This is a genomic window from Deltaproteobacteria bacterium (genome assembly GCA_016219225.1).
In the GTDB taxonomy this organism is placed as follows: domain Bacteria; phylum Desulfobacterota; class RBG-13-43-22; order RBG-13-43-22; family RBG-13-43-22; genus RBG-13-43-22.
Genome location: JACRBX010000286.1, coordinates 1 through 11,374 on the forward strand (window position 1 = coordinate 1; position 11,374 = coordinate 11,374).

Annotated in this window: 11 protein-coding genes; 9 read left to right on the forward strand and 2 right to left on the reverse strand. The window is 51.5% G+C overall.

Going from position 1 to position 11,374, the window contains the following annotated elements:
- The first annotated feature begins 54 nt into the window (after window positions 1-54).
- From HY879_23430 to HY879_23465, 8 genes are all read left to right on the forward strand, one after another.
- Window positions 55-741, forward strand: a complete 687-nt coding sequence (locus tag HY879_23430; protein MBI5606297.1) for a tetratricopeptide repeat protein — start codon at window positions 55-57, stop codon at window positions 739-741.
- Entirely contained in the window at window positions 722-1,267 is a 546-nt protein-coding gene (locus HY879_23435; GenBank protein MBI5606298.1) for a purine-binding chemotaxis protein CheW, read from the forward strand. The genes HY879_23430 and HY879_23435 overlap by 20 nt, the downstream gene beginning before the upstream one ends.
- A gap of 30 nt (window positions 1,268-1,297) precedes the next feature.
- Window positions 1,298-2,908: a methyl-accepting chemotaxis protein gene (locus tag HY879_23440; protein ID MBI5606299.1), complete on the forward strand. Its 1,611-nt coding sequence runs from the start codon at window positions 1,298-1,300 to the stop codon at window positions 2,906-2,908.
- A 406-nt stretch (window positions 2,909-3,314) separates the two neighbouring features.
- Complete coding sequence (locus tag HY879_23445; GenBank protein ID MBI5606300.1) at window positions 3,315-4,667, forward strand: hypothetical protein; 1,353 nt, start codon at window positions 3,315-3,317, stop codon at window positions 4,665-4,667.
- Between the two features lie 119 nt (window positions 4,668-4,786).
- Window positions 4,787-7,117, forward strand: coding sequence for a response regulator (locus HY879_23450; GenBank protein ID MBI5606301.1), 2,331 nt, complete (start codon window positions 4,787-4,789; stop codon window positions 7,115-7,117).
- A gap of 209 nt (window positions 7,118-7,326) precedes the next feature.
- The gene (locus tag HY879_23455) at window positions 7,327-7,653 is read left to right on the forward strand and encodes a four helix bundle protein (protein ID MBI5606302.1); all 327 of its coding nucleotides are present in this window, start codon (window positions 7,327-7,329) and stop codon (window positions 7,651-7,653) included.
- A gap of 2 nt (window positions 7,654-7,655) precedes the next feature.
- Window positions 7,656-8,816 (forward strand): chemotaxis-specific protein-glutamate methyltransferase CheB, encoded by a 1,161-nt coding sequence (gene cheB, locus HY879_23460; protein MBI5606303.1) that lies wholly within the window; start codon window positions 7,656-7,658, stop codon window positions 8,814-8,816.
- Complete coding sequence (locus HY879_23465; protein ID MBI5606304.1) at window positions 8,779-10,272, forward strand: response regulator; 1,494 nt, start codon at window positions 8,779-8,781, stop codon at window positions 10,270-10,272. The genes cheB and HY879_23465 overlap by 38 nt, the downstream gene beginning before the upstream one ends.
- Before the next feature lie 84 nt (window positions 10,273-10,356).
- Here HY879_23465 and HY879_23470 read toward each other — a convergent pair whose 3' ends face one another.
- Together HY879_23470 and HY879_23475 are read right to left on the reverse strand one after the other, a co-directional pair.
- On the reverse strand, window positions 10,357-10,692 hold the full coding sequence (locus tag HY879_23470) for a type II toxin-antitoxin system PemK/MazF family toxin (GenBank protein ID MBI5606305.1): 336 nt from the start codon (window positions 10,690-10,692) through the stop codon (window positions 10,357-10,359).
- Window positions 10,689-10,934, reverse strand: coding sequence for a ChpI protein (locus HY879_23475; protein MBI5606306.1), 246 nt, complete (start codon window positions 10,932-10,934; stop codon window positions 10,689-10,691). The genes HY879_23470 and HY879_23475 overlap by 4 nt, the downstream gene beginning before the upstream one ends.
- A gap of 217 nt (window positions 10,935-11,151) precedes the next feature.
- Here HY879_23475 and HY879_23480 point away from each other — a divergent pair.
- A partial coding sequence (locus tag HY879_23480; GenBank protein MBI5606307.1) for a response regulator occupies window positions 11,152-11,374 on the forward strand: 223 nt, incomplete at its 3' end.

The window sequence follows — 11,374 nt, forward strand, 5'->3', positions numbered from 1 at the left end:
CCCCCTGCCACGCTTTCTGCGGGATTTAAGGCGATACGACTCCCTGATGCCGTTTTGTATCAAAAAGCAGTCCGGGGGTCGGGGACCGGGGATCAGGGGTCGGGGACCAGGGGTCGGGGACCGGGGATCGGCGTTCGGGATTTTGCCCCAAAAAAACAAGGCATTCACCCTGCGACCGTAACTGCCGCACCCCGGTTTAGGGACAAAGGAAGTGCTTATCAATCCGCTTCCACATCCCAATTCCCCGCCCCTCACCGCCCGAGTTCTGATTTTCGGCCCCCGACCCCCGATCCCTTGTTTCCGGTCCCTGGCCCCCGATCCCTGTTCCCCGCTCCCCACAAGGATCTGGCCCGTCATTATGCTAACATGGGCAGGCTTCCGGAGGCCATGGAACACTGCCAAAAGGCGATTTCCAAAGACGAATTCAATCCGGAACTCCACTTTCTTCTGTCTTCCATACAGCAAGAACAGGGGCAAAACGAGGAAGCCATATCATCCTTGAGGAAGGTTCTCTACCTGGACCACAATTTTATTCTCGCCTATTTCGCTCTGGGAAATTTGTCCGCCCTCCAGGGTAAGGCCAGGGACGCGGAAAAATGCTTTGGGAACGCCCTGCATCTCTTGGAAAAAATCAAAAAAGAAGACCTCCTGCCGGGGTCGGGAGGGATGACGGCCGGGAGCCTGGCCCAAATAATCCATTCCGTAAGGAGAAAAAATCAGCATGGACTCAAAAAAGCTTAAAGAGACCTCTCCGGCAGATGATAATAAAATTCTAAAAGAAAGATCCAGAGTATTGGCCAGGGAGCCGGAAGAAAAGGAAGCGGGAGAAACAATCGAATTTTTGGAATTTTCCCTGGCCCACGAAAGATACGGCCTTGAGACCATCTTTATCCGGGAAGTGTATCCGTTAAAGGAATACACCCCTCTTCCCTGCACCCCGCCTTTCGTATTCGGCCTGATCAATGTCCGGGGACAGATCCTTTCCATCATTGATATCAGGAAGTTTTTCGAGCTGCCGGAAAAGGGTCTATCGGATCTCAACCAGGTCATTATCCTCCACAATGGGCGCATGGAATTCGGCATTCTGGCTGACGAGATCATCGGTGTCCGGGTCCATTCATCGGACCAATTGGAGCCGGACCTTCCCACACTGACCGATATTCGGGAGAAGTACTTGAAGGGGATTGCCAAGGAACGAATCATTATTCTCGATGCGATCAAGTTATTGAATGACCCGAACATGATCGTCCATGAGGAAGTGTCTTAATAATCAATTATTGAAAGGAAGGACCTGACCATGAGATGGACCATTGGAGCAAAGGTGGTAGGGGGATATGCCGTGGCCGTGGTGGTCTTTGTTGTCGTTAGCATAATCTCCTATTTGAGTATTGTTAAACTGATGGAGACGAATTATTGGGTGACATCCACTTACAGGGTGATGACCGAGTTGGAAGAAACCTATACCACTATGCTTGACATACAGAGAAGCGAACGGGGGTATGTCATTTCTGGAAAAGAAGATTATCTGGAATTCTATCATAACGGGATTAAAAAAATCGACGGGCATTTCAAGCGGATCCGCAACCGTACCCAGGCCAGTCCTGTGCAGCAGAAGAGACTGGAAACCCTTGAGCCGCTTACTGGGCGTTCACTTGGATTTATAAAAGAAATTATCGAGTTGCGGAGAACCGAAGGGTTTGAGGCCGCCAGGAAGAAGGTTATGACCGACGAAGTGAGAAAATCCATGAAAGACATTCGCAAAATGATCAGCGAGATCCAGAATGAAGAAACCAGACTCTTAAGACAGAGGGAAGCAGAGGCCAAAACAGCCGTAACCGCCGCTAAAAAAGTTATTTTGGGGGGGACGACTTTGGCTATTATTTTTGCGGCACTGGCTGGCTTTTTCATTTCCAGAAACATTTCCAGACCGCTCAGAGAAATATCCGGTGCCGCGGAAAAAATAAGCGGGGGCGATTTGACTGTCCCCATAACCACCTACGATCGAACGGATGAAGCCGGAATCCTGACCAGGGCCTTTGCTGTCATGGTGGAAAATCTCAGAGAGATGAATCGGCAGTCTGCGGAGATGACCAACGTTCTGGCCTCGGCTGCGAGTCAGATCCTGACCTCGACGGCCGAGATGGCTTCGGTTTCGACCGAAACGTCGACCGCGGTCAGTGAGACAACGGCGACCGTCGAAGAGGTCAAGCAGACGGCCCGCTTAGCCAGCGAGAAATCCAGGACTGTTTCGGACAGCGCCCAGCAAGCCGCCCAGGTGGCCCAGCAGGGGCAGGAGGCTGTTGAAGAAACGATCCATGGGATCACGCTGATCAAGCAGCACATGGAATCCGTGGGAGAGAGCATCGTCAAGTTGAGCGAGCAGAACCAGGCGATCGGAGAGATTATCACTACGGTGAATGATCTGGCCCAGCAGTCCAACCTGCTGGCCGTGAATGCGGCCATAGAGGCGGCCAAGGCCGGGGAACAGGGCAAAGGCTTTGCCGTGGTGGCCCAGGAGGTCAAGAGCCTGGCCGAACAATCGAAACAGGCTACTATCCAGGTGCGTTCGATATTAAATGAGATCCAAAAGGCCACGGCGGCCGCAGTGATGACCACGGAGCAGGTCGGCAAGGCGGTGGACGGCTCGGTAAAGCAGGCGACGGAATCAGGAGAGGCCATTACCCGACTGACGGAAAGCGTAACGGAGGCGGCCAATGCCCTGCTGCAGATTGTGGCCTCCAGCCAGCAGCAATTAGTGGGGATGGATCAGATCGCCCTGGCCATGGAGAACATCAAACAGGCGGCCCAGCAGAATATGGCCGGAACCAGGCAGGCCGAACAGTCCGCCCATAGCCTCAATGAACTGGGGCAGAAGCTGAAGGCCATGATCGGGCAGTTTAGAGTTTAAAAATGGGGGACGGAGAAGGAAGAAACATTAAAAAGGAGGATTCAAAATGAGCGGCAGCGGTTCAAAAACGAATACTGTTAGTTGTATTGCCCTGGGGGGTATACTCCCCGTATTGATTTGTATATTCCTTAAAACGATTTTGCCCGAATGGATATGGATCAAAGAGCCCTTTCATTCCTTTCTGGAGACAATCGGACTGTTTGCCGGGTTTTCACTGGCCGTACTTCTTTTATTGCAGCAAAAACATAAAAAAGAGGTGTCTCATTATGGCGTGATCGCATCTGCCTTGATCGGCATGGGGATACTGGACGGGTTCCACGCCTCCGTAGAAATTGGCAATACCTTCGTCTGGCTCCATAGCCTGGCCATCCTGGTCGGCGGGTTTTTCTTTTCCCTGATTTGGTTAATGAGACGGAAAACCGCTTCCCAGGGAGAGAATACTTTGCCGATTGTTGTGGCAGTTATAACCATAATAGCCGGTATATTCTCATTCAGTTTTTACCAGGCACTTCCGGAAATGTTGAGCAAGGGGGCATTTACCCCGGCAGCCTTTGCCATCAATTTCCTCGGCGGATTTTTCTTTATTCTTGGAGCGATCTGTTTTCTGGTCCGCTATCAACATGATGGAAATACCGAAGATATCCTCTTTGCCTTTTTCTGCCTCCTTAATGGTTCGTCCGGCTTTCTGTTTTGGTTTTCCCAGCCCTGGAACAGTGAATGGTGGTTATGGCACATTTTACGGGCTTTGGCTTATTTTATTCTGCTTGGGTATGTCTTTGTCATTTTTTGGAGGACCGAAGTCGAGCTTCGTGACACCAAAGAAAAACTGGAAATGAAGGCTGAATTGGAAAAGACTAATCTGGCCCTGGAAAGCGAGATCTCCGAGCGCAAGCAGATAGCGGACAACTTAAGACAGGCTATGCAGGAAGTTCAAGAGTCGGTTAATACCCTGGCCTCTGCCGTAAACCAGATTTTGTCCTCGACGACGGAGCTGGCTGCGGTTTCGGCGGAAACGTCGACGGCCGTCAGCCAGACGACGGCGACGGTTGAGGAGGTCAAGCAGACAGCCCGCTTAGCCAGTGAAAAATCCAGAACTGTTTCCGATAGTGCCCAGCAGGCGGCCCAGGTGGCTCAGCAGGGGCAGGAGGCTGTTGAAGAAACATTACGAGGGATCAGTCTTATTAAACAACAAATGGAATCCGTGGGAGAGAGCATCGTCAAGTTGAGCGAGCAGAACCAGGTGATCGGAGAGATTATCACTACGGTGAATGATCTGGCCCAGCAGTCCAACCTGCTGGCCGTGAATGCGGCCATAGAGGCGGCCAAGGCCGGGGAGCAGGGCAAAGGCTTTGCCGTGGTGGCCCAGGAGGTCAAGAGCCTGGCCGAACAGTCGAAGCAGGCCACCGTCCAGGTGCGTTCCATTTTGAGTGACATTCAGAAGGCCACGGCGGCCGCGGTGATGACCACGGAGCAGGTCGGCAAGGCGGTGGACAGATCGGTAAAGCAGGCGACGGAATCAGGGGAGGCCATTACCCGGCTGACGGAAAGCGTAACGGAGGCGGCCAATGCCCTGCTGCAGATCGTGGCCTCCAGCCAGCAGCAATTAGTGGGGATGGACCAGATCGCCCTGGCCATGGAGAACATCAAACAGGCGGCCCAGCAGAACATGGCCGGAACCAGGCAGGCCGAACAGTCTGCCCATAGCCTGAACGAGCTGGGACAGCGGTTGAAGGGTATGATCGGACAGTACAAGATATAGAGTTGCAAGTCTCAAGTTGCAAGTTGCAAGCAAGACAAACCTTGAACCTTGGACCTATTTTTATGATCTGCGAATATCGGCGAAAATCCGCGTCCTGATTTAGATTTATTGGAGAGGCTATGGACGATAAAGAAAAGCAATTATTGCAAAGACTTCTTTCGCTCTTTAAGATTGAAGCCGGAGAGCATCTCAAGGCCATATCCTCCGGCCTGATCGAGCTTGAAAAGGCCGGCCCGGAGAAACAACCGGAGATCTTGGAAGTCATCTACCGTGAGGCCCACAGTCTGAAAGGTGCGGCCCGGAGTGTGAACCTGCAGAAAATTGCCGCCCTCTGCCAATCGATGGAGAATGTTTTTTCCGCCCTGAAGGGGAGAGAAATCCAGGCCACGATACAACTATTCGATGTGTTGCACAAGGCCGTGGATAAGATCGAAAGCCTTTCAACCGCAGCAGAGGAAAAGACGGCTTCCGGGGTTGGCGCCTTGGTCCAGGTCCTGGAAAATGTCATCAAGAAACCGTCCATCGAGCAAGAGCCGGTCCGAGTTGAAAAAGAGGAGACTTCCGATCCTATTCCGGAACCTCCATCCCTTCCGATCCCCGACCCCCGACCCCCGACCCCCGATCCCCGATCCCCGATCCCCGGAACCTCTTCCCTCCCCTTATCTCCCAGTTTGCCTTCGTCAGAGACTATCAGGATATCCACCCATAAGCTGGATTCCATTCTATTTCAGGCCGAGGAGTTGTTGACCGTAAAAATTACCTCCGGACAACGGCTGGCTGAATTAAGAGAAATGAGAACCTCCCTGAATCAATTGAAAAAAGAATGGTCGGGATTCAAAAGGTCGGGAGAGCCATTATTTCTATCGCCCTTCGAGGGCCAATTGACCACGCTCTTGAAGGCTGCGGAGTACGACCACCGTTCCCTGGGAGGAATGGTGGATTCACTGCTGGATGAGATGAAAAAGATTTTGATGCTGCCTTTCTCCACTCTCTCGGATCAATTTCCCAAGGTGGTCCGCGAGATTTCCCGGGAGATGGGAAAAGAAGCGGAGATGATCGTTACCGGCGGTGAAATCGAGGTTGACCGAAGGGTGCTGGAGGAAATGAAGGACCCCCTCACCCACATGGTCAGAAACTGCCTCGACCATGGGATCGAGAAGGTGGGGGAACGGAAAAGAAAGAAAAAACCGGTCAGAGGGAAAATTCTCCTGACAATCACCTCGAAAAACGGAAATAAACTGGAAATCGTCCTCTCCGATGACGGGGCAGGGATCGAAGCAACCCGACTGAAAACTGCGGCCTTACAGCACGGTCTCCTCTCCCGGGAAGAAATCGAAAAACTGAGCGAGGGGGAGGTAACGTCCTTGATTTTTCGATCCGGTCTGACCACCAGCCCCATCATTACCGAACTCTCCGGGAGGGGACTGGGGCTGGCAATTGTCCGTGAAAAGGTGGAAAAACTGGGCGGCCGGATCGAGGTGGAATCCGGACCGGATGCGGGAACCCTCTTCAGAATGGTTATACCGCTTACCTTAGCCACCTTCCGGGGCGTTCTGGTCACCGTTAGCGGTTATCCCTTTATCCTTCCCACCAACAATGTCGAGAGGGTGGTAAGGACAAAAAAAGAGGAGATTAAAACCGTGGAAAACCGGGAGACCGTTCTTCTGGACGGTCGGGTCCTTTCATTAACGAGATTGGAGGATGTGCTTGAACTGGGGTCGGGGGTCGGGGGCCAGGGATCTGGGATCAGGGATCAGGGGTCAGGGGGCTGGGATCAGGGATCTGGGAGCAGCCGATTCCTCAATACCGACCTCCGATCCCCGAACCCCGACCCCTATCTGTCTTTAGTGGTTCTGGGCTCGGCAGAGAAGCGGATGGCCTTTCAGGTCGATGCGGTTCTTCAGGAGCGGGAGGTTTTGGTGAAACCTCTCGGGAACCAGCTTTCCCGGGTTCGCAATATTGCCGGAGCGACCGTCCTGGAAGGCGGTGTAGTGGTCCCGATCCTGAATGTCGTCGATATCCTGAAATCGGCCGTAAGGGTCGGGGGGACCCCTGCCGGTCTGAAAAAGGCAATTATCCCTGAAAAAAGAAGGTCCATCCTGGTTGTGGAAGATTCGATTACCGCCCGAACCTTGCTGAAGAATATTTTGAGTACGGTCGGTTACGCAGTTAGAACCACCGTCGATGGCCTGGATGCCGTTGCTGCCCTGAGAACCCAGAAGTTTGATCTGGTGGTGTCTGACATCCAGATGCCGAGAATGGATGGTTTCGATCTGGTCGAGAATATCCGGGGTAATAATAAATTCCCGGATCTCCCGGTCATTCTGGTCACCAGCCTTGAATCCGACCAGGACCGGCGGCGCGGCATCGAAGTCGGGGCCAATGCCTATATTGTGAAAAGCAGCTTTGATCAGAGCAATTTATTGGAAGTGGTGAGAAGATTGATTTAGGGGTCGGGGAACAGGGGTCGGGGGTCGGGAAAGGAGAATAAAAAGTGAGTAACTTTAACGAGAATAAAAGGGATCGGAGAATAGAGAGTGATAGTCGGGGAACAGGGGCCAGGGGCCAGGGATCGGTAGTTGAAAGTCAGATCCCCGCCCCCCGAACCCAGCCCCCTGCTTTCAAAAGTTATTATGATTTGGAGGTATGGCAAAATTCCATGGATTTGGTTGTGGATTGTTATCAATTAACGAGGAGTTTTCCCAAATATGAAGTTTTCGGATTAGCGAGCCAGATACAACGTGCGGTCGTATCAATAGCAGCCAATATAGCAGAGGGGAGAGCAAGGCAACATACAAAAGAGTTTCTTCAACATCTATCTATTGCATATGGTTCCCTGGCAGAATTAGAAACTTTATTACAGATCGCCGAACGTCTGGAATATATATCCGCCAAGAGTTTAGAAGAATTGATGAACAAAACATCAACTATTGGGCGAATGTTAAATGGCTTAAGAACTTCATTAAAAAATAAGGAAAGAATCTAAAAATGCCCGATCCCCGATCTCTGACCCCTGACCCCCGCCCCCCGATCCCCGATCCCCGATCCCCGATCAGGGTTCTCATCGTCGACGATTCCCCGGTGGTGCGGGAGCTCCTGGCCTATATTCTTAATTCCGATCCGGGAATAAGGGTAATCGGAACGGCAGGCAATGGGGAGGAGGCGCTGAAGGCCATTCAACACGAAAAACCCGATGTCATTACCATGGATATCATTATGCCCAAAATGGATGGCTTTGAAACCACCCGGACCATCATGGAAACAAACCCCATCCCGATCATTATCGTGACCGGCAGCTTCAACATCCGGGAGGTGGGAATTTCTTTCAAAGCCACGGAAGTAGGGGCTTTGACGATCATACAAAAACCGAGAGGGATCGGCCATCCGAGTCATGCCAAAGACGCCAGAGAGCTGATCCGTATGGTTAAGCTGATGTCGGAAGTGAAAGTGATCAGGAGGTGGCCCGACAAACATAGAAAAACGCCGGCCCTGAGAAGGGTCATCGAGAACGGGGAAAAAATCGATGAAATCAAGCTGGTTGCCATCGGCGCCTCGACCGGAGGCCCTCCGGTCATCCGGCAAATTCTCTCCGGATTGCCTAAGAGTTTTCCCTGGCCCGTTTTAATCGTGCAGCACATAGCAGAAGGTTTTATTGATGGATTTGCAGACTGGTTGAATCAGTCTTCGTCCCTCCCGATTCATCTGGCCGCCCATAATGCCCAACCCATGGCCGGCCACGCCTATCTGGCCCCGGATGGAAGGCAGATGCAGGTGGTGATGAATGGACGGATCGCCCTGATCGATGATCCTCCTGAAAACGGTTTGCGACCTTCCGTCTCGTACCTTTTCCGCTCGGTGGCCCATGTTTATGGCCGTCAAGCCGTCGGTATTCTGCTTACCGGTATGGGGAAGGACGGTGCTGCGGAATTAAAGTTGATGAGAGAAAAGGGGGCCGTCACGATTGTCCAGGACCAGGAAAGTTCCACTGTTTTCGGGATGCCGGGAGAAGCGGTCCGGCTTGATGCCGCCCGATACATCCTGTCTCCAGAAGAAATCGTCTCATTATTGGGAAACCTGATTAACGAAATCTCAGTTTTTTTCGGAGGACTTTATGGAAGAGAGAAAACCTATCGCGGAAATTCCACCTGAGATCCTCATCGTGGAAGACAGTCCGGTCCAGGCCGAAAAATTGAAATATATCCTGGAGGAACACGGGCTTGGGGTCGTCGCCGCCTCAAACGGGGTCCAGGCCCTCAAGGTGTTAAAGGAGGGGTACCGGCCCTTTCTGATTATCAGCGACATCATGATGCCGGAGATGAACGGCTATGAATTCTGTAAAGGGGTCCGGGAGAATAAAAGTTTCAATGATATTCCGGTCATCCTTTTGACTTCCCTGTCTGATCTGAAGGATATTATCCGGGGGTTGGAATGTGGTGCGAACAGTTTTATCGTAAAACCTTTCGATGAAAAAAATCTGATCTCCCGGGTTGAACAGATACAAGCGAATATCGATCTCCGACAAAGGCAAAAGGCAGATGGCTCCATCTCGGTATGTTTTTCAGGAGACACCTATCAGGTGGCGGCCGATAAAACCCAAATACTGGATTTTCTCCTTTCCACCTATGAAGACGCCTACCGGAAAAATATGGAGCTGATTCGGTTGGATAATGAACTCAGCTTATTGAATGAAGAGTTGGAAAAAAGGGTGGAAGAAAGAACGGCGGAACTGGAAAAGGTCAATGAAGAGATCAGACTGATGTCCCAGCAACTCTGGCAGGCCTCAAAACTGGCTACCATGGGAGAGTTGGCCGCCAGTATCGCCCATGAATTGAACAATCCCCTGGCCACGGTGAACCTTCGGATAGAGGCCCTTTTGGGCCAGGTCCCAGGGGAGGACCCCAAACGGAGGTCCCTGGAGATTATCGAGCAGGAGCTTGATCGAATGGCTGATCTGGTAGCCAACCTGCTTCAGTTCAGCCGGCGCAGCCAACCCCAGATCTCAACGGTAAATGTTTGTCAAGAAATAGAAAACACGCTCAACCTGATCTATTACCATTTGCGCAAGGTTCACATTGAGGTCCAGCGGGAATTTTCTCCGGACATTCCTTATATCCATGCCGATCGCCAGCAGTTGCGGCAATTGTTCCTCAACCTTTTTACCAACAGCAGTGATGCCATGTCCCGGGGAGGGACGTTGGGCATAAGGGTCTATGCCAAGGGGCCGGGGGCCGGGGATCAGGGCTCAGAGTTCGGGGATCAGGGATCGGGGATCAGAGATCAGGGAGCGGCAGATATGAAACCTGTCGAACCCCGAACCCCGACCCCCGATCCCCCAGGAAAAGCCTTTATCGTTATCGAGATTACCGATACCGGAACAGGTATCGCTCCGGAAGTATTGCCCAAGGTCATGGAACCTTTCTTTACCACCAAACCCGAAGGGAAGGGAACCGGGCTCGGGCTCCCGATTTGCCGGCGGATTGTTCAGGAACATAATGGGTGCTTTGAAATTTTAAGCGAGGGCCTTCCCGGGAAAGGAACTACGGTTCGTATTTCTCTGCTGTTAAAAAACGGGATGAATGTGGCAGACCTGAAAAAAAATCTTTAAGATCCTTGCGAGTGGTGGAGTATGTTGGCCAGTTCCTATGAAAGTCATGGTTTTATTTCTCTTTGCAAGAAGGGCATACCGGGCTCACAACAGAATGAGCCTGAGGCCGGCCTCTACCTTCTCGTAAAGGGATCGAGACAGGGCACCTGCGAAATCCGTCAAAAAGCATTTATCTATCGTGATGATCTGGGATATATTGGCCACAGAATCATGGGGAAGACCCGTATATTTTTTCGGCAACATGACGTTGCCGGGTGCTTCGGACAAACGCAGATTTCCAGTGATAACCACAACCAAAACAGTCGAGAGTGCACTCCTGTTGAAGGCATCTTTTTGGACAACAAGGACAGGGCGGCGAAATCCCGGTCCGGAACCGATTGGGTCGGGCAATGTTGCCCACCATATTTCGCCTCGTTTCACCAGACCTCCTGCGCCAGACTTGAATTCTGCATTTCTGTGAGCATAGGATCGATCCCGGAGGACTCTTCAGCGTATAGTGCATTCAATCGGGCCGTTATGTCATCATCCCGATGTTTTTCAATAAATTCGCTGATGGCCGCCGTGTACAACCGGCTTCGATTCATTCCAAGGTTTTTCGCCGTCTCCTCCGCTTTAATAAAGATATCTTCCGGAACCGAGATGGCCGTTTTCAAAGATTTCATAGAATTATTCCTCCAATCTATTAAGAGTATAACTTATGTTATACCAAATATCAATCAAAAAGTGAAAAGTGTTGCGTCCGTAAAAAGTCCAAAAGCGCCGATTTACGTTATTACGAGACCATCAAAAGTGGCTATTGGGCAATGGGCGAGGGGCCAGTGTTTTTTTCCTCTCGTGCCTCGTGCCTGATTTTCTATTTTCATACTAAGGAGATCTAAAATGGTTAAACCAAATATCGGCCGATTGCTGATCGTCGATGATGAAACCGAATTGATGACCGTTCTCTGCGAGACCCTCGATGCCCGGGGCTATAGAACGTCCGGCTTTACTTCGGCCAAAGAGGCACTGGAGCACTTTAAAAATGAGGAATATGATCTCCTCCTCACGGACTTGATGATGCCGGATATGGACGGAATTGTTTTTTTAAAAAAAGCCCTGGAAG

Excerpts from the sequence above, each read along its gene's own strand:
- HY879_23450 (MBI5606301.1), top strand. The coding sequence starts at position 4,787 with ATGGACGATAAAGAAAAGCAATTATTGCAAAGACTTCTTTCGCTCTTT.
- HY879_23440 (MBI5606299.1), top strand. The coding sequence starts at position 1,298 with ATGAGATGGACCATTGGAGCAAAGGTGGTAGGGGGATATGCCGTGGCC.
- HY879_23475 (MBI5606306.1), bottom strand. The coding sequence starts at position 10,934 with ATGAAATCTTTGAAAACGGCCATCTCGGTTCCGGAAGATATCTTTATT.
- cheB (MBI5606303.1), top strand. The coding sequence starts at position 7,656 with ATGCCCGATCCCCGATCTCTGACCCCTGACCCCCGCCCCCCGATCCCC.
- HY879_23445 (MBI5606300.1), top strand. The coding sequence starts at position 3,315 with ATGAGACGGAAAACCGCTTCCCAGGGAGAGAATACTTTGCCGATTGTT.
- HY879_23435 (MBI5606298.1), top strand. The coding sequence starts at position 722 with ATGGACTCAAAAAAGCTTAAAGAGACCTCTCCGGCAGATGATAATAAA.
- HY879_23455 (MBI5606302.1), top strand. The coding sequence starts at position 7,327 with ATGGATTTGGTTGTGGATTGTTATCAATTAACGAGGAGTTTTCCCAAA.
- HY879_23465 (MBI5606304.1), top strand. The coding sequence starts at position 8,779 with ATGGAAGAGAGAAAACCTATCGCGGAAATTCCACCTGAGATCCTCATC.